At 39.2% G+C, this 19,170-nt stretch carries 16 protein-coding genes and 1 tRNA gene; 8 read left to right on the top strand and 9 right to left on the bottom strand.

All coding sequences use genetic code 11. The features are described from left to right. Nucleotides 1–7: 7 nt before the first annotated feature. Both E4F24_RS09570 and E4F24_RS09575 read left to right on the top strand, forming a co-directional pair. Complete coding sequence (locus tag E4F24_RS09570) at nucleotides 8–637, top strand: hypothetical protein (protein ID WP_140938464.1); 630 nt, start codon at nucleotides 8–10, stop codon at nucleotides 635–637. A 59-nt stretch (nucleotides 638–696) separates the two neighbouring features. After that, nucleotides 697–768, top strand: a tRNA-Arg gene (locus E4F24_RS09575). 158 nt (nucleotides 769–926) lie between these two features. Here E4F24_RS09575 and E4F24_RS09580 read toward each other — a convergent pair. Beyond that, a complete protein-coding gene (locus tag E4F24_RS09580) occupies nucleotides 927–2,150 on the bottom strand; it encodes a chloride channel protein (RefSeq protein WP_140938465.1) in 1,224 nt (407 codons plus the stop codon). A gap of 69 nt (nucleotides 2,151–2,219) precedes the next feature. Continuing rightward, nucleotides 2,220–4,385: a S46 family peptidase gene (locus E4F24_RS09585; RefSeq protein WP_140938466.1), complete on the bottom strand. Its 2,166-nt coding sequence runs from the start codon at nucleotides 4,383–4,385 to the stop codon at nucleotides 2,220–2,222. 145 nt (nucleotides 4,386–4,530) lie between these two features. Between E4F24_RS09585 and E4F24_RS09590 the strand changes: the two genes are divergently transcribed. After that, a complete protein-coding gene (locus tag E4F24_RS09590) occupies nucleotides 4,531–5,472 on the top strand; it encodes a hydrogen peroxide-inducible genes activator (RefSeq protein ID WP_140938467.1) in 942 nt (313 codons plus the stop codon). A 9-nt stretch (nucleotides 5,473–5,481) separates the two neighbouring features. Then, the gene (locus E4F24_RS09595; RefSeq protein ID WP_235891193.1) at nucleotides 5,482–7,275 is read left to right on the top strand and encodes a chloride channel protein; all 1,794 of its coding nucleotides are present in this window, start codon (nucleotides 5,482–5,484) and stop codon (nucleotides 7,273–7,275) included. A gap of 16 nt (nucleotides 7,276–7,291) precedes the next feature. Here E4F24_RS09595 and E4F24_RS09600 read toward each other — a convergent pair whose 3' ends face one another. The 5 genes from E4F24_RS09600 to E4F24_RS09620 all read right to left on the bottom strand — a co-directional run bounded on the left by E4F24_RS09600 (nucleotide 7,292) and on the right by E4F24_RS09620 (nucleotide 12,867). Continuing rightward, nucleotides 7,292–7,882, bottom strand: a complete 591-nt coding sequence (locus E4F24_RS09600; RefSeq protein ID WP_140938468.1) for a riboflavin synthase — start codon at nucleotides 7,880–7,882, stop codon at nucleotides 7,292–7,294. A 527-nt stretch (nucleotides 7,883–8,409) separates the two neighbouring features. Next, a complete protein-coding gene (locus E4F24_RS09605) occupies nucleotides 8,410–9,129 on the bottom strand; it encodes a menaquinone biosynthetic enzyme MqnA/MqnD family protein (RefSeq protein ID WP_140938469.1) in 720 nt (239 codons plus the stop codon). Further along, nucleotides 9,122–9,748 (bottom strand): histidine phosphatase family protein, encoded by a 627-nt coding sequence (locus E4F24_RS09610; protein ID WP_140938470.1) that lies wholly within the window; start codon nucleotides 9,746–9,748, stop codon nucleotides 9,122–9,124. Before E4F24_RS09610 ends, E4F24_RS09605 begins: the two co-directional genes overlap by 8 nt. A 6-nt stretch (nucleotides 9,749–9,754) precedes the next feature. Further along, nucleotides 9,755–10,951: an aminofutalosine synthase MqnE gene (mqnE, locus tag E4F24_RS09615; RefSeq protein WP_140938471.1), complete on the bottom strand. Its 1,197-nt coding sequence runs from the start codon at nucleotides 10,949–10,951 to the stop codon at nucleotides 9,755–9,757. Nucleotides 10,952–11,031: 80 nt separating this feature from the next. Then, nucleotides 11,032–12,867, bottom strand: a complete 1,836-nt coding sequence (locus E4F24_RS09620) for an ABC transporter ATP-binding protein (protein WP_140938472.1) — start codon at nucleotides 12,865–12,867, stop codon at nucleotides 11,032–11,034. 174 nt (nucleotides 12,868–13,041) lie between these two features. On the opposite strand from E4F24_RS09620, the gene E4F24_RS09625 reads away from it, so the two are divergent. Genes E4F24_RS09625 through E4F24_RS09635 form a run of 3 tightly spaced genes read left to right on the top strand, consistent with a single transcriptional unit; the run spans nucleotide 13,042 to nucleotide 15,552 of the window. Continuing rightward, the gene (locus tag E4F24_RS09625; RefSeq protein WP_140938473.1) at nucleotides 13,042–14,205 is read left to right on the top strand and encodes a pyridoxal phosphate-dependent aminotransferase; all 1,164 of its coding nucleotides are present in this window, start codon (nucleotides 13,042–13,044) and stop codon (nucleotides 14,203–14,205) included. Next, nucleotides 14,202–15,041 (top strand): prephenate dehydrogenase, encoded by an 840-nt coding sequence (locus tag E4F24_RS09630; protein WP_140938474.1) that lies wholly within the window; start codon nucleotides 14,202–14,204, stop codon nucleotides 15,039–15,041. Before E4F24_RS09625 ends, E4F24_RS09630 begins: the two co-directional genes overlap by 4 nt. Nucleotide 15,042: 1 nt before the next feature. After that, complete coding sequence (locus E4F24_RS09635) at nucleotides 15,043–15,552, top strand: GNAT family N-acetyltransferase (protein WP_140938475.1); 510 nt, start codon at nucleotides 15,043–15,045, stop codon at nucleotides 15,550–15,552. A 571-nt stretch (nucleotides 15,553–16,123) separates the two neighbouring features. On the opposite strand, the gene E4F24_RS09640 is transcribed toward E4F24_RS09635, so the two are convergent. Continuing rightward, nucleotides 16,124–16,717 (bottom strand): LURP-one-related/scramblase family protein, encoded by a 594-nt coding sequence (locus tag E4F24_RS09640; protein ID WP_140938476.1) that lies wholly within the window; start codon nucleotides 16,715–16,717, stop codon nucleotides 16,124–16,126. A 9-nt stretch (nucleotides 16,718–16,726) separates the two neighbouring features. Beyond that, complete coding sequence (locus E4F24_RS09645; protein WP_140938477.1) at nucleotides 16,727–17,257, bottom strand: hypothetical protein; 531 nt, start codon at nucleotides 17,255–17,257, stop codon at nucleotides 16,727–16,729. A 515-nt stretch (nucleotides 17,258–17,772) separates the two neighbouring features. Between E4F24_RS09645 and E4F24_RS09650 the strand changes: the two genes are divergently transcribed. Beyond that, nucleotides 17,773–19,071: a hypothetical protein gene (locus tag E4F24_RS09650; RefSeq protein ID WP_140938478.1), complete on the top strand. Its 1,299-nt coding sequence runs from the start codon at nucleotides 17,773–17,775 to the stop codon at nucleotides 19,069–19,071. Nucleotides 19,072–19,170: the final 99 nt, after the last annotated feature.

Below are 19,170 nucleotides of genomic sequence, written 5' to 3' on the forward strand. Positions count from 1 at the left end.
CATAGACATGAAAAAAATATATTTAATTTTAATAGCGTTTCCATTATTGTTCCAGGCGTGTTCAAAAGACAATCCAACTCCCGAAGTAGATCAAGAAGAAGTGAGCGGCTTGACAATTACCTTTACCGAAGTAGAGGCTGAGGCACACGGTGATCATTACGACTACCATGACATTGATAATCCGGAGGTAGAGAGTATTACCTTCTCAGGAACGAACTTGCTTCCGGCTGCAGGTGAACACGTTGATCTAGAAGTCGGCAAGTCATATCGTTTCAATATTAAAATGCTGGATTTTGCCGGTCGCGAAACACAGCAAACTTTTGTAGACCGTGACGATATTCATTACGCTTTTATTTTAGGAGCTCCTGCGGAATCACTCCACGTACAATACGCTGATGTTAAAACAGATGGCACAAAAGCCAAAGTAGGTGTACAAGGGTATTTCACGGTACTAAAAGAAACAAATAAATTTACGTTAAATTATATCATGCGTCACCTTAATCCGGGTGTTAAGACCAATATCGATACAAAAACCGATTGGTCTAATGCCGACTATAAAAAATTTACCGGCGCTAATGATATAGACATAAAATTTGAATTGCATTTCGTTGAAGATCACGACCATGACAATCATTAATAACTATATTATTAAATAATAGTTTAGGTTTCGCATAAAAGTCATATTTTTGCGAAACGGTCCCCGTAGTTCAATGGATAGAATTTCAGATTCCGGTTCTGACGATATGAGTTCGAATCTCGTCGGGGACACTTAAAAACTAAAGGAATTAGCATAAAGAGCTAATTCCTTTTTTCATGCCGTAGCATTACACTATCTAGTCTCATTCCCTGCAAATAACCCATTATAATTAGCAGCCACATCTTTAGTTATGAAAATTTCATAAAGATTCTGACAGGAAAGATTTTATTTACCTTTCAGGTTTACTCCCGAATTTAATATTTCGCTGACTACGATAGATACCTTGTCGGCCGGAAACCACAACCGCTGAAAAACACCCTAGCAAGGCGTATATCCCCACCGAGATACCGAATAATTCTACCGCCATAATCGCACAGGCTAGTGGAGTTTTAGTAGAGCCCGCAAATACCGCAACAAAACCGACCGCCGTTAACAGCATGATATCAACCGGAATATACAGCGATAGAGCACTAGCCAATGTCGCACCAATGAAAAACAAAGGCGTTACTTCTCCACCTTTGAAACCAATACTTAATGTCAAGGTAGTCAACACTATTTTGATAAAAAAATCATACAGCGCTTGAGGTTGTTGAAAGGAATCGACTATCGTTGGTAAACCAAGACCAATATACTTTGTACTCCCCAGACAGATCATGCAGATAATTAACAATATACTTCCTGCAACTATACGTAGATAAGCATTCTGAATACGTTTAAATAATTGACCGAATAGATTTCCAGAATAGATAAACAGCCTCGCTGTTAATCCACAAAGCAGTCCTAATCCTACAATCCACAAAACATCAAAAGTGATAAAATCTAAAATAATAACGTTGGGATAATGGATGTGGGGTGCATTCCAGACCAAGCTGGTTAGGTGTGCAAGATAAGCGGTGATAAGGGTGGGAAAGAGAATATGGTACCTTGATTTTCCAACACGGAATAGCTCGACTGCAAAAACAGCCGCTGCCAAAGGGGTGCCGAATAAAGAAGCAAAACCTGCCGCTATACCACAGCACAATACAATTCGTCTTTCTTTTTTTGTAAGCTGAAGGCGTTTAGAAAACTGATCTGCTATAGTTGCGCCGTATTGAACAGCAGTACCTTCCCGTCCTGCAGATCCGCCAAATAAATGAGTAAGTAAGGTAGTAAGGATAATTAAAGGTGCCATAATCCCCGGAATAGGTAGTGAGGGACGATAATATTCCTCTAAGATCAAATTATTACCCTTATTGGTTCGATCACCATATACGTTATATAGCAACACGATTAATAACCCAGCTAAGGGTAATAAAAGGATTAGCCATTTATTTTCTTCTCTTACATCGGTTACGTAATTCAAGGCAAATAAAAATCCTGCAGAAATAGTTCCCACAGGAATTCCTATAGCGATTACGATCGTCGACCATTTTATCAACCCATGTAAGCGAACCGATGACGGCAGGATAGACATTCGTATATGCAGTCTATAAGAATGAAATCAAAAGAGCCGTCCACCCAATAATCATTGTATTCATGTCGGTCATATCCCCATTTCTTTTAAAATAAATTGAGCATTATCAATTTTGTCCGCTATCCACAGTACATACCGTATATCCACACCGATAGAACGGCTGTAGCTCTCATTCCACGCGAAGTCATTAATAGTCGCATCATACGAACGGTCAAAATTAACACCTATAAGCTCACCGTACGCGTTCATAATAGGGGAACCTGAATTTCCTCCGGTAGTATCCATATTATACAAAATATTAACGGGCACATCGTTTAACTCTTTTTTGAAATAGGCACCAAAGTTCTTTGCCAACCATGCCTCTTTAATCGCTGCCGGATATACAAATTCTTCGTTACCGGAATTTCCTTTTTCGATCAGGCCTTTCACGGTTGTGAAAGGAGCCAAATAAGTAGCATCTACCGGATGGTATCCCCGAATATTTCCGAAAGTTAACCGCAAAGTCGAATTGGCATCGGGGATGAAATTTTTGTCTTGATAGTGTTCTTTTACAGCAACATAATCTCCCATTAACTTATTCAATATGCCATCCCTTCTTTTTTGTTCGGCATAAAACGGTTCCAATTCCTTCTCTAGTTCCGTTTCTATACGCAACAGCTCATCGCTATAGCCCAGTAGGGACTTCACGTCTTTTAACACCTCATTTACAACAGATTCTTTGCTGTTTAATTTTGAATCCGCTATTGCAGTTTGAATAAAACTGCTTGATTCATCTGCCGATTTAAAATTTCTAGCAGTTATAAATTGTATCGTGTTCTTTCCGTTAAAGGCAGCTGCTTCTGCAAAAAGGTGTCCTGCAATATTTTTATCTACAGATATATGGTAGCTTTCGTAATAGCTATCAAGTTGCTGTCTAACTTTTTCAATATTAAGATCAAAGATCTGTTGCTGTGCCTGATCTGTACTTCGCTGGGCTACAGCCCGTTTAAACGAATTTAACACATTGGAAACCTGCAACAAGCGAATACCGTTATAAATATTGTTAAACCACAATTCTCGTTTAGCATCGCTAAATACCAGTTGGTAATGTTGATCTATATCCTGCATTAACGAAGAGTATTTGGCTTTCAATTCGGACTTTGAATGGATAAATTGTGCTAAGGCCTCATCTTCCAGTTTTTTTGCACTGATCAAGTCGATATTGCGTAATCCCTTCAACTTACCGCGGTAATTCTTCATTACATTGGCATTACGTTTAATACGGGTTGCTAGTGCCAGCTCAGTCGCTTTATTGTCTTTTCCAGCCAGGTTCATCTGTTGATTTTGGAAATCAAACAGCTCAGAAGTATAGGGGAGTAAATATTTTTGCTGATATTCAATATATTGTGCCGGGCGGTGTCTGAAAGTACGGCCCGGGTATCCCAGGATAAACACAAAATCATTTTCATTTACACCCTGAGGATTGATCTTGAGGTGTTTCTTTGGTTTGTAGGGGACATTGGTTTTGGAATATTTGGCAGAGGAGCCATCTGGTGCCACATACGCTCTTAAAAATGAAAAATCTCCCGTATGTCGCGGCCATACCCAATTATCCGTTTCACCACCGAATTCACCAATATCTTGACGCGGAATGTAAACCAAACGCACATCTTCAATTGTTTTATAGCGAAAAAGGACGTAGCTTTTTCCAATAAACATTTCAGACACTTCTGCTTTTATGGTTGGATCTGCAGTTTCGGCTTGTTTTGCTATTTCCGCTCTTTTTTTATTAATGGTATTAATCCGCTGTACCGGGTCTACGATCGTGGCAACTGCATCAAGGATCTGCTTTGATACATCTTCATACGAATCTGTAATGCGAATCGTCAATCCTTTGGCCTCAATTTCCTGTTCTCTCGAATTGGCTACAAATCCGTTTTCTAAATAATTAAACTGAGGCGTAGAAGCAAGCTGAACAGCGCTAAAGGCGCAGTGGTGATTGGTGATAATTAGTCCATTTGCCGATACGAATGAACCTGTACAGCCGCTTACCTGTACCAATGCATCTACGAGCCCTACTTGTCCGGGATTATAGATGTCTTTTTCATTTATTTTAAGTCCGGCTTTTTTTAATCCAGCTCTATTCAAGTCACTAAGTGGATACATTCCCTCATCGGGAACCGAAGCTGAATAGTTAAAAACGCCTATACCTAAGAGAAAGGTACATAGTATGGTAGATTTCCAGTTAATGTGCATAGTAATTTGTTTAATACTTAATGTTCAAAAATACAAAATCTTTTAGGATTGAACTTCATAAATGAGGATTGAAATCTATCGTCCATGTCTGACAGTTTGGACCTGCTTATATATTTTGTACCTTCGTATAATTAAAATTTATATCATGACACTTGTCCAGTTAGAATATGTCGTAGCGGTAGATACCTACAGAAGTTTTGTGGCTGCTGCCGAAAAATGCTTTGTAACACAACCTACTTTGAGTATGCAGATTCAAAAGTTGGAAGAATCATTAGGAGTCAAAATATTTGATCGGAGTAGACAACCCGTTATTCCTACAGAGGTAGGAATAAAGATCATTCTACAGGCACGTGTGGTACTTACCGAAAGCAAAAAGATCAACGAAATCTTACAAGAAAAGAAAGGAGAGTTAGAGGGGCAACTTAAAATAGGAGTGATTCCGACGGTAGCACCTTATCTGCTACCAGATGTCATCACTGCTTTTTTAAAAAAATATCCGAAACTTCAACTTCAAATCTGGGAATATACTACCGAACGAATTGTTCAGGAGCTAAAGAACGGAGCATTAGACTGCGGCATTCTGTCTACTCCGCTATCTGAGCATGCAATCCAGGAAACACCTTTATTTTATGAAACCTTTGTCGCATACGTATCGGAGAAAAGCCACCTGTATTTCAACAAAATGGTGAGTGTAGAAGATATCTCAAAGGAGAAGTTATGGTTATTAAATGAAGGACATTGTATGCGTGGTCAAGTTCTTAATATATGTAATTACAAGCACAATCAATCGGCTACCGGAACTTTTGAATACAACACAGGAAGTGTGGAAACATTGAAACGAATGGTCGATATCAATGAAGGAATAACCATTCTTCCGGAGCTCAGTATCCTAAACTACGATGAAGATCAGCTGAATCATGTGCGGTATTTTAAAGCACCTGAACCGGTTAGGGAAATCAGTTTAGTAACCACTCAGAATTTTGTAAAGAAACAAGCGGTCAATGCGTTGAAAAATGAAATAATGGCTATTGTCCCCGAGCGATTTAAATCGAAGAAGCGAAAAGAGGTAATGGGTTTTGATCTCTAGTCTATCAATATGATGAAAGAAAAATTTCTACTCAAGCTGAACCGCGTTAATAAATGGCGGATGCAAAAAATTTCCAATCGAAATTTTTTGGTATTACTGGCTTTCGTAGTGGGTATTATAGGGGGACTTGCCGCAGCTTTATTAAAAGGAATGACTCACTTCATCGCCTCTACCTTACAAGATGATGTCGATTGGCACTATAAATACTCTTTTTATCTGATTTTTCCGTTGATTGGTATTCTGCTGAGTGTATTATACGTTCGGAAGTTTCTAAAGGGAAAGAATTTCGAACACGGTATTACGCCGATCATCTATTCCATTTCACGCAAATCGAGCAAGGTTGAATCGCATAATATCTATTCGCAAATCATTACCAGCGCCATTACTGTCGGATTTGGGGGATCTTCCGGATTGGAAGCACCTATCGCCTATAGCGGAGCAGCTATTGGCTCTAATACAGGCAGAATCTTTGGTCTTAGTTATAAGGAGCTGACCATGTTATTGGCTTGTGGTGCCGCAGCTGGTATTTCGGGCGCATTCAATAGTCCGGTGGCAGGAATGATTTTTGCCATTGAAATATTATTGCCCGAATTTTCGATACCTGCTTTCATTCCGTTATTAATCTCCGCGGCATTGGCAGCGGTTGTTTCAAGATTGCTATATAGTGAACCGCTATTTCATACGGCTGTAACGGACTGGGCAGTAGAGGCGCTGTTTTTCTATATTTTACTAGCGGTCATCGTTGGAGTTTACTCCATTTATTTTTCCCGGATTAGTCAAGTGGTCAAAAAATGGTTTTCCTCAATTAAGAATCCGTACAATAAGGTTTGGTTTAGCGGCATCTCACTGGGGCTGATGATTTTTCTATTTCCTACGTTATATGGTGAAGGTTATTTAACGATTCAGCAAATCTTGGATGGACATTTTGACGCTATTGTAAAAAACAGCTTGTTCGCCGATTACAGAAATATCGGCTGGGTAATCTTATGTTATACCGTACTTACGCTATTTGCAAAATCCTTTGCCGTTTTATTTACGTTAAACGGTGGTGGAAATGGTGGGGTTTTTGGCCCTAGTCTTGTCATGGGTGGACTTATCGGTTTTGCCTTTGCTTATGGTATGAATCTGACGGGATTAATTCAGCTCAATGTACCAAACTTTGTCATGGCCGGAATGGCGGCCGCACTTAGTGGAGTCATGCACGCGCCGCTGACAGGCATGTTTTTGATAGCCGAAATCACCGGGGGATACACATTGATGGTACCTTTGATGCTTGTTGCATCTATTTCCTATCTAATTAATCGATCGGTGATGAAGCATTCTATTTACACAAAAGCATTAGCAGAATCCGGCGATTTATTGTCGTATGAGGACAAGGATAGAACAGTACTCAGTATGATGAAACTAAGGTATCTGATTGAAACAAATTTTGTTATCCTCCGGCCTGATGAGACACCAAAGGACAGGCAATCTGAGATTATTCATTCAAAGCGTAATATTTTTCCCATTGTAGATGTAAAGGGTAAGTTGTTAGGGATTATTTATAGCGAACGTCTGTTTTCGATACTATTGGGTGAGGAAGAAGGCAGCGGTCGGACATTCGAACAGATTGCCCAAAAACCTAACGACATCATTCGAGGAAATGAGAATATGGAAGTCGTGATGGCCAAAATGAATAGGGATGATGTATGGATTCTTCCGGTAACCGACAGCGATAATCACTATCTAGGTTTTGTTTCTAAATCATCTGTATTTAATAAGTACAGAGCGTTGTTGGTACGGCAGGGGCATTATTTAGAATAACAAAAAAATAATGCTCTTAGCTTCTAAGAGCCATTATTTTTGAAACGTATTTTCCGACAATATCGAATTCGATGTTAACTTCCGATCCCACTTCCACCTGTTTAAGATTCGTGTGCTCTATTGTGTAAGGAATGATGGCAACAGAAAAGCGATCAGCCTTTGAGTTTACGACGGTAAGACTTATACCATTTACTGTGACAGAACCTTTTTCTACCGTAATGTTACTTTTGGAAGAATCATATTGAAACGTAAATAACCAACTTCCATCCTGATCTTCTTTTTCAATACAAATAGCAGTTTGATCTACATGTCCTTGTACAATATGTCCGTCAAAACGACCATTCGCTTGTGTACATCTTTCTATATTCATCAGATCTCCCTCTTTCAGGCTCTTCAGATTTGTCTTGCTCAATGTTTCATCAATAGCTGTTACTTGATGAGTTGTGTCATCCAGGGCAACCACAGTCAGGCATACACCGTTGTGTGCAACACTTTGATCTATTTTTAGCTCCCGAGAAATAGAAGATTCGATATACAAGTGAATATTGGTTTGTTCCCTTTCAATTTTTTTAACGACTCCTAATGTCTCAATAATGCCTGTAAACATAGTTTTAAATAGATTTACACAAACTTAGTAAAGATTTCTATCATAAAGAAATCTTTACAGTTTACCTTCGGTGAGCTCACTTGCCCTCCTGTATGCGATCAAGCCCGGCTCTCATCCGCCTTTGGCAAAACTATTGGATGAAACTTAAATAAATGAGCCGTTTTAAAAAAAAATAAAAAAAAATTTGCAAGAGTGTAAAATGTACACTATCTTTGTGTCATCATAATTTAGGTTTATAATTGGTTAGTAAAGGTTTTCATTCTCCCCGTTTGAAAACCTTTTTTTTGTTTTCTATTTTCCTGATAATCAAAAGTTTAATTTCTTATAAGTAAATAATATTGCTTTTTTTGTTCAAACATTTGGACGCTAAATAATAATATCGTTATATTTGCAATAGGTTTAGGTTGATTACCTCATCAAGAGGTTATTTTATAAAGCTTGGAAAATCGCCCGATTGTTCCAAGCTTTTTTGTTTCAACGAATATTTGCCGTCACTTATTTAATCAGCGTCTAACACCGATTTACCTTTACAAGGTCTGATACAATTCCAGGTATTTCTGAATAGCTTCCCTCTTTTTGGGTGTTAGATGAAAATCCAGCTTTTCAGTGAGGTAAGATAGATAATCAAAGTTCTCATATATCGGCAACCCCTCAATAACATCTTGTGGATGTGAAATTCCGTCCGCCAAGGCCTGATTAAATTCCACTACAAAATCGGCAGGCAATTCCTTATTGGCTACCCATACCGCAAATGCAAAAGGCAAGCCCGTAAACTCCTTCCAATGGAATCCCAAGTCGTACACATACGGTATCGTCTCCTTTTTCCCGAATGTACGGTCACCAATCAGTACAAAAGCATCCGCTTCTCCTTCGGTCAACACGTCTACATCCTTTTTCCAGTAGTATTTTAAAAGGATTTGCGCTAAGCCATTGGACGTACGCGATTGATTATCTAAACGAATTGATTTGATCTCATTGATCGGCTTTTGAGAAAAAATAAATACTGAATCTACTTCTCCATCCGCTCCAATACAATAATCGCCTATAATATGATAATATGATAAATCCAATAATGCAGCCACAGGAATAATCCCCATATCTACCTCATTATCGATCACCCGCCGGGCACACATACTGGGATGATCCAGACTTAAATCAATCCGGTTCATTACAGGTGAAGCCTTTATCCCTTGTAAAAATGGTAATGTATTGGTATAACTTACCGCAGAAACTTTGATCTTACTCATTTTCTAAATTCTCCAAATGCTTAGTATTGTAATAATCGACAACGCTAAACCTTCCATTTTCATAATCTAGAATATATAAGGCAGTATTTGTATGGGGGAATTCGTCCATCTGACAGAGCGGGAAATCGGTAAGGTGACAAAGCAGAATACGCATCGCACGACCATGCATACATACGAGAACGGTTTCTTCATCCGATTGGGACAACATATAAGATATCGCTTCTTTCTGTCGTATTACCAATTGATTAGGGGATTCCCCGTCTTCAATACTCAAATCCAGCTCATTATTTCTCCAGGATGCAATCACTTTTTCGAACCCTGTCATAGTACCTTCGTCCTGTTCCTTTCCTTCATAAATACCCCAACTTATCTCATCCAATCCCTCAATCTCTTCCATAGGGATACCCAAATCAAGAAAAGGAACCACTGTTTGCTTGGTTCTTAACAATGTGGACGTGTAAATTTTATCAAATGGTACATCTCTATACGCATCAAAAAATGCTTGTGCCTGTCGAAAACCATTTTCATTGAGCGGAGAATTAACTCCCCTTCCCTGCACTATCCCACGTAAATTAAGATCTGTTTGTCCGTGTCTTATGAAGTAAAATGTTTTCTTCAACGTATATTATGAATTTATTACCGGTAATGAATAATATTTTTTCTTCGTATCGTCTTCAAATACGTAATCACTGTAATCAGTTACTACATTATACAATGTATCACGTTCGATGGGATGCCTGCCTACATTCTTAATCAGTTGCACCAATTCTTTTGTACTCATCGCCGGTGTCTGCTCCTCCGCTCCTGCCATACTATAGATTTTGGTGGTATCGTCCAATGTTCCGTCGATATCATCGACCCCGTATGCCAATGACAATTGAGCAGTCTGGCGCGAAATCATGGCCCAATAAGCTTTGATGTGCGAAAAATTGTCCAGGTAAATTCTGGAAATTGCATAGTTACGCAAATCCTCAATAACAGAGACCTCCGGAACATCTTTCATCTGGTTATCCTTATTTCTAAACTTTAGCGGAATAAAAGTCTGAAAACCTCCTGTCTTATCTTGCTGTTGACGCAGACGCTCCATGTGATCCACACGATGCCAAAATTCTTCAATATGACCATACAACATGGTCGCATTGGTATTCATACCTAATTTATGTGCCTGCTCGTGTATATCCAGCCATTGGTCGGCTGTACATTTATCATGCGCTATTTGCTCACGTATCTCCGGATGAAATATTTCAGCACCACCACCCGGCATAGAATCCAATCCACATTCATGAAGATATTTCATTCCCTCATAATGTGACAATTTTGCTTTTTTGAAAATATAATAATATTCTACCGGAGTCAATCCTTTGATATGTAAATCAGGGCGATGTTCTTTGCAGCGTTTAAAAAACTCCGCATAGAATGCTAAATTTTGCTTAGGAACGACACCTCCGGTGATGTGAACTTCAGTAACAGGCTCATTGTCATATCCTTTAACCAAATCCATCATACCGTCTACATCCATTTCCCATCCCTCTTCACGTTGTTTTATCATCCGTGAATAGGAACAAAATTTACAATCGTAAACACATACGTTCGTTGGTTCGATATGAAAGTTTCTGTTGAAATACGTATAGTTACCATGCTTTTTTTCGCGGATGTAGTTCGCTAACACGCCTAAATAACCTACTTCTCCTTTTTGATATAGCATCACACCCTCGTCAAACGTAATACGTTGACCGGATCGTACCTTTTCGGCAATATGTCTTAAATCTGAATCTAAATTTTTGTTACTGATCAAAAAATTTAGTTTTTGCGTAGCATTCATTAATCTTTCCTTACTATACAAACTTAGCTAAAATTCCAACCAAAAACCATGTTAAGATGCTATTTTAGTACACCTTTTAACTAGTCAGCAAATTGCTGCATATCTATCAACCTCTTATACAGACCCTTGTGCTGAATCAGCTCTTGATGTGATCCGCTCTCTATAATTTGACCGGATTCCAGCACGACAATCTTATCGGCATTTTGAATCGTACTCAAACGGTGGGCAATGACGACAGTTGTACGGTTTTCCATTAATTTGTACAACGCATCCTGTACCAAACGTTCCGATTCTGTGTCTAAGGCAGATGTTGCTTCATCCAGCAACATAATCGGCGGATTCTTCAATACGGCACGTGCGATACAAATACGTTGACGCTGTCCACCAGATAATTTTGCACCTCTGTCTCCTATATTCGTTTGGTATCCCTTGTCGGTTTTTATGATAAACTCATGTGCATTAGCAATACGAGCCGCAGCTTCTACCTGCTCGTCTGTAGCTGCAGTGTTGGCAAAAGCGATGTTATTAAAAATCGTATCATTAAAGAGGATGGATTCCTGATTTACCACACCGATTAATGCCCGGAGCGAATTCTGAGTAAGATCTCTTAAATTTATCCCATCAAACGTAACTGCTCCCGTTGTTACATCCATAAAACGAGGTATCAAGTCTACCAGTGTTGATTTTCCTCCTCCGGAAGGCCCAACTAAAGCAACTGTTTGCCCCTTACGAATTGTAAAATTAACGTCCCGTAATATAGGCTTTTCACTATAGGCGAAATTTACGTTGCGGAATGCGATCTCTTCATTAAACGTGCTGACATCAATCGCATCCGGCTTATCAAGCAACTCATTTTTCTCATCGATCAATTCCAATACCCGCTCACCAGCTGCGATACCATTATGAATATTACTGAATGAGTCTGTCAATGCCTTAGCTGGTCGCATTACCTGCGAAAAAAGCGCGATGTAAGCAATAAATTCCGAGGCGGCTAATTCTCCTTCACCAGTCAACACCAAATGTCCACCATAAAGCAGTATGATAGCGACCATTACGACCCCCAACAATTCCGACACAGGAGAACCGAGCTGTTGACGACGTACCATTCTTCGCATAATAGTTGCATATCGATTATTTTCCCCATTAAATCTGTCCTTCACAAACGATACGGCATTAAATGCCTTTATAATCCGTACGCCCGAAAGGGCCTCATCAAGATAGGAAATCATATTTGCGTACGACTCCTGTCCTGCTATAGCCTGAGATTTTAACGACTTTACAATTCGTGATATTAAAAAAGCCGAAACCGGAATAACAGCGATTGCAAACAAGGTCAGATTCGTTGAAAGCGAAAACAGCACATAGATATATGTTATAAGTTGCAACGGCTCTTTAAAAACAACTTGCAAAGTACCCGTCACTGAATATTGTACAACCTGAACATCTGAAGATATTTTCGAGATGACGTCACCTTTTCGCTGGTTTGTAAAATATCCTAATGGTAAGTCCAATACATTGTTAAACACGGTTTTCCTGAGATTCAACAACGTATGTATACGAAGATTCTCCATTATTCGCTGTGAAAAGTACCGAAACAGATTACTAATAAAGACTGAAATGATGATCCCTATACAAACGTATTTTAACGCATCATACGCACCGAATTGATTGTATAAAGTATCTGCATAATACGTAAACCACTCTGGAATATCAAAGGAATTTTCTGGCTTGACGACAGGTTGAGTCACAGAAGATAAACTTTCATCCTCCCCTTTAAACAACACTTGCAATAACGGCGCAAGCAATGCTAAATTTAAAGTACCGAAAACAACTGTAATTAGTGTACAGATGATATATGGAATCGCATACTTTTCAATTGGTTTTGCGAACGATAAAAGTCGAAAATAAGTTTTCATTTATAGATATAAGACCACAAAAATAACAAATTTGTATGTATATACAGCAAACCGATATACAGCAAACTTATTTTATTAAAAAACAGAACATAGGGTCAAAAAATTAATTTATTCTAAAAATAGGATACAATTCATAGCTAAATTCTTAATTTAGGCCCGTTAATATAAATAAAAATGCAAATTGAAGTTGCCAAAAGGCTGCAGCATACGGAAGAATATTATTTCTCCAAGAAATTAAGAGAAATTGACGAAATGAATAAGTCCGGTGCCAAAGTCATCAATTTAGGAATCGGAAGTCCCGATCTCCCCCCTCATCCTGATGCCATCCAAGTATTGCAGGAGCAAGCTGCTCTAGCTACCACACACGGATATCAGAACTACAAAGGTGTGCCGGCATTGCGTGAAGCGATGTCAAATTGGTATGCCCGATATTATAGTGTACAGTTAAATCCCAATACGGAAATACTTCCCCTTATGGGTTCGAAAGAGGGGATTTTACATATTTGCATGACCTACCTTCAAGAAGGAGATGAAGCGCTTATCCCCAATCCGGGCTACCCTACTTATGTATCGGCGGTACGTCTAAGTGGGGCAACCGCCAGCCCCTATACACTTTCCGAAGAGAACGGCTGGCTCCCTGATTTTGCAGCGCTTGAAAAGCAAGACCTGTCAAAAGTAAAAATAATGTGGGTAAATTATCCACACATGCCTACGGGTGCTTCTGCCAATCAAGCCTTTTTTAAGGAGCTAATCGCGTTCGGACAACGGAACAGTATCTTGATCTGTCATGACAATCCATATAGCTTTATCCTGAATGAAACCCCGCAAAGTCTATTGGCGATATCCGGTGCTAAGGATGTGGCCATCGAACTGAATTCGCTCAGTAAATCATCCAATATGGCAGGCTGGCGTATTGGGATGCTCGTTGCAGCAGAAGAACGCATCAATGAAATCCTTCGTTTTAAAAGCAATATGGACTCGGGTATGTTTTTACCAATGCAACTGGCCGCAGCAAAAGCCCTCTCCCTGGAAAAATCCTGGTATGATGAGCTAAATGAAACTTATCGCAAAAGACGAGAAAAGGTTTACGAAATTATGGATCTATTGGGGTGCATATACAGTACGAAGCAGGCAGGACTTTTTCTTTGGGCAAAAATCCCGGATACCTTTGAATCGGGTTATCAGCTCAGCAACAGCATACTTGAGCATGCAAAAGTATTTATTACACCGGGAGGAATCTTTGGTACAGCAGGAAATCAATATATTCGTATAAGTCTTTGTGCGAAAGAAGACGTGTTGGAAGAGGCTATCTCGCGGATTAAGGAAGTGCAACAATGAACATAGCTATTGTCGGAATAGGACTCATCGGAGGTTCGGCAGGTATCCGACTTAAACAGACAAAATTCTGTAACAAGATTATTGGTGTGGATAAGAATGAATCCAACCAAAAAAAAGCATTGGAACTTGGTTTAGTAGATGAAATCGCTACGCTGGATGAAGCTATAGAAAACGCTAAAGTTATCATCCTAACAGTCCCGGTAGATGCGATTATGCAACTTACACCGTACATTCTGGATCGGATCACAGATCAGGTTGTCATCGATATGGGATCGACCAAGATTAATATCCTGAACAAAATAGTCGATCATCCTAAACGTGGACGCTATGTCGCCGCTCATCCTATGGCGGGTACGGAATATTCCGGACCTGAGGCTGCTATACCAAATTTGTTCAAGAATAAGAACATGGTCTATGTAGAAGCCTTCAAATCAGATGAAGATGCCTTCGATCTCGCGGATGCCATTACGGATCAATTAGAGATGCAATCTTCGTTTATGAATGCCGAAGAGCATGATATGCATACCGCCTATGTATCGCATATTTCGCATTTAACGTCTTTTGCCCTGGCGCTGACCGTATTGGAGAAAGAAAAATCCCAAGGCCGCATCTTTGAATTAGCAGGATCGGGTTTTGAGTCTACTGTGCGTTTAGCGAAGTCATCTCCCGACATGTGGACACCTATTTTTAAGCAAAACAGAGAAAATGTACTGGAAGTATTGGCTGAACATATCAAACAATTAAAGAAACTTCATGATAAAATCGAGCAGGAAGACTATGAAGGTTTATATAAATTGATAAAAAAGTCCAATAAGATTAAACGTATTATCAAGTAACATGATACCTCGGATTCTCTTATCAAATGAATTGATTGAACTAATACCTCTTGAAAAAAGGGATTTTGATTTATTGTATCTAGTGGCTTCAGATAAAGAAATTTGGGCACAACATCCCGATTTCAGCAGGTACACACCTGTCGGGTTTACCCAATATTTTAAAAAGCTTTTAGATACGGATTTGCCCTACCTTATTATTGATAAAAAAACACAGCATGTAATAGGTGCTACGTCGTTTTACGAATATAATGAAGCAGAAAGATCTATTGCTATTGGATACACTTTTTTGGCGAAAGCGTATTGGGGAGGCACGTACAATCAGTCTATTAAGCAGTTGATGATACACACAGCGTTTGAGGTTGTGGACAAAGTTATTTTTCATGTCCGCGAGAAAAACCTCCGTTCCCAAGCAGCATTAGCAAAAATCGGTGCAGTCAAAGAAAAAGAATACCCTGCTCCCGCCGATACCGGCGCATTGCAACTTGAGTATGCGATATATAAAAATGGTTAGCTGGCGCAAGCATATTTATTAATAAATTTAAGGAAGGATTTTCTTTTATACTAATTTCTTTTGTCGCTTGGACCGCGACGGGTCTACACTTTTGTCTTGCCAAAAGTGTACAAACCTGCCTGCCGGCAGGCAGGAGCGTGTCGCTGTACCGGCTCGACACCAAGGTTCACCATTCCTACAATTGTCGACCCGCTAAGGCGACATTTGTCGGGTATGAAAGGGTAGTGCTTTATTCTTAGATATTACTTTATTCCTCAGCTGAATTGAAAAAAGACGGCCTTAGCGGATTTGGATGTGCAGGCCGCAGATGATGTGTTGCAGAAGCGTACAATCAGCACTTAACCAAGCAGATCTCAACCTTTGCTTTGGGACGGAGCGGTGGAGGCCTAAGAGCTGCGCACTGCATCATCGCGTAGCCGGAACGACAAATACGGTACAGCCTTGATTTGTTTGCTTCTTTATTCATCAAAGGAATAAAGAAGGCCCTGTCGTGGCAACGACGGAAAGGTAATGAGAGGGGTATTAACAAAATTGTAAAAGAAAATCCTTCTTTTAACCTAAAACAATTACGCTAACCATTACTCCTCTCCATTAACACCAAAAGCATTAAACTGAGCACAAAACGTTCATCATCTACTTCCCGTTCTGTTATTTTGTGTACGCTGAATTTTCTTCCAAAGAAAGAAGGTTCTTTTTTTATCTCGAACATCTCCTCTCCGGCATCATTTCGCAAGATATAAGACGGATTGAACAAATAACCGGACAACATGCCTATAAGAGGGATTTCTCCAAAGAGCCCATCCCAAAATTTAGTCCACGGGTTCTTTTCTTTAATACTATGATCTATGGCATCAGTTGGATCCATCAAATTAAAGGTCGATCGCCAAAGCGACTTTAACGCTTTTCTTCTCACCTTGCCGATCACCCGCCCTGCTCCATCCGTTATCGTAAAAGTTTGCTGAAAATCAATTAATTTATTGGAGGTTAATTCGTACAACAATTCAGATTTTGATTGATCCCGATATACTTTAACGCGGTCTCTCCAAGAAAATATCTTCTCCCTGACATAATAAATTGTGTTGCCAAAAGCATCCATCGCCACAAAATCATTGGCAAGTGTCGTAATACGAAACCGAAAATGAAGGGGATAATTCAATTGATCCATAATCACAAATTAATATTTTATTTTCAGCTTATCAAACACTTTAGACCAGAGCCAAATCGGCCCCACGGTTAGTAATTTAATAAAATCATTTCCGTTAACAGGTTTGGATTCTCTTTTGGCCAATACCCAAAGAGCTAACAGGCTAATAACGCTAATCAACGTACAAACCAATACCACGCTCGGTCCGCCGTCGCGTTCCACATATTCCAGTTGCACAATAAAAAAACTCATCGCCGCTATGGAAAATAAAATGGCATAAGATAAGGTTGGCGACAGCTTTAAATAGAGATATATGGTTATGGCAATAAAAAAAGAACCCCAATTGAGAAAAGTATGCATGTTCAGTTTGACCAGAAAATCAAACTGTGGGAAAGGGACCATCCATATCAATCCCATGACACCAAAAAATGGGAAGGCTAGACATACCGCATATAACCTTTTATTCCCTGAGGCGAATGTATTATCTAATTCATAAAAATATTTTTCAACAGGGCGAGAAAACTCGGGTTGTTGTGTGCGGTTAGCATTCTTTTTTTTCATCTGATTATTTTTTTCAATGGCTAATGAGCGCTCTATGTAACTAACCGAGCTTGCCCGCCTCCCGGAGGGCAGGCGATCTCATCGAAGATAATCATTGACTTGTCTCTGTCAATATGAGTTACATCTCGGTTTCATACCGTAAAGGTAAGGAATTATCGCTATTCTTGACACGAATGGGTTTTATTTTATAATTATCCAAATTTTAACTATCTTGTTGCGACACCCATTAAACCGCATGCCAGACGCATCTTTTGTCAATTTCCTAAGCAACTATGAGTATGTATTAGGCGGACTTGAAAACGATGATAGATCTTTCTATCAAATTTGGGACTTTGAATATTAAAAAAGCAGATATGATAGATATACGATCAAATTTAACAGAGATGAAGTTTGGTGATAATAAATACGGAGCATACCCCGGTTGAAATATATAGAGCCGGATCTCGGGGGACAAAAGATAATAATGTTCTGAATCTTGATGTTGAAAATTGTAAAACATTTCTAAAATAAACGCTATGATGAATCGTGTTCTACTCTTAATGTTACTGTGCTGCCATTTCTTGTATGTTAAAGCAAATGAAAACTGTCATGTTTCTGGTCGTTTGATTGATAGCACTTCGTTGGTTCCCCTGCAGGAAGGCCTATTGAATATTTCAAATTCAGTGGGGGAAATTATCAATGTGGTTAAGAGTGATTCAGGAGGTAATTTTACATTTACTGCTGATGGACTAGATGATCTGCTCATCGAGGTAAGGGTGATGGGATATGCCGTAAAAAAAGTGAAGATCAGTAAACAAGAACTCAATCGTGACAGTTTAAAAATTGGCAATATCTATCTTCAGTCCCAAGAAATAAAACTTCAGGAAGTTACTGTAACAGGAAAACAAAACCTCATTAGCCAGGAAATAGGTAAAATAATCTACAATGTTCAGGGAGATCCAGAAAATCAATTCCAGAATATGTTCGACATGCTACGAAAAGTGCCCTTGATTTCCATGAGCGCAGAGGATGATATCCTGATGGCCGGAAAAGCCAATTTTAAAGTCTTGATCAACGGAAAAACATCTGCACTGACTGTTGGCAAACCAAGTGAAATTTTTAGAACTATTCCGGCGAAATTAGTTCAGAGAATTGAAGTCATCACTCAACCACCTGCAAAATACGACGGAGAAGGAATCGGTGGGATTATTAACGTGATCATGAATCAAAAGCTTATTCAAGGGTATCTGGGGGGAATAAACGCAGGTTCTGGAAAAATGAACTCCAATGTAAGTGGAAATTTTGCGATAAGATCGAATAAAATATCTTTATCAACCTTTATTAACAGTTTTTGGGAGTACCCTCCCGAATCATTTTTATCAAGCCAAATTGAAAGAGATGGGCAAATACCTAATAGTATAGAACAGGAGGGAAAACTCAAGAACCGCGCTAATTCAAAGGTAGGAGCAATTACATTTGGGTATGAAATAGACAGCCTAAACCTCCTTATGATCGGGGGTAATCTGAAAGGAAAAAATCATGATAGAACGAACCTGTTGTCTACATTAATGCGAACAGGAAATAAAGATATTTCCTTTTTTACCGATAATACTTTTGGCTTAAACGGCAATGGTGGTTCAATTGATCTTAACTATGAACGTGGCTTCAAAAGACATAAACAACAATTACTGACTTTTTCACTAAACTATAATAAGCAATCCAATAAACAGGATGGTCAGAATATCTATAGTGAGCGAGTCAACTTCGAAGATCAAGACTTTCAACAAATAAACAACTCCTCACTTACGTATGCGCCCGATGAACTACATATTTGATTGCTCGATACTTTTCTTATAGTTCTGCGGATAGAGATCCTTTAATTTTTTATGGTTGATCGACATGATATTTTGTAGGGTATGTTTTAGCCACTGAAA

The sequence above is a fragment of the Sphingobacterium lumbrici genome (genome assembly GCF_006476045.1).
In the GTDB taxonomy this organism is placed as follows: domain Bacteria; phylum Bacteroidota; class Bacteroidia; order Sphingobacteriales; family Sphingobacteriaceae; genus Sphingobacterium; species Sphingobacterium lumbrici.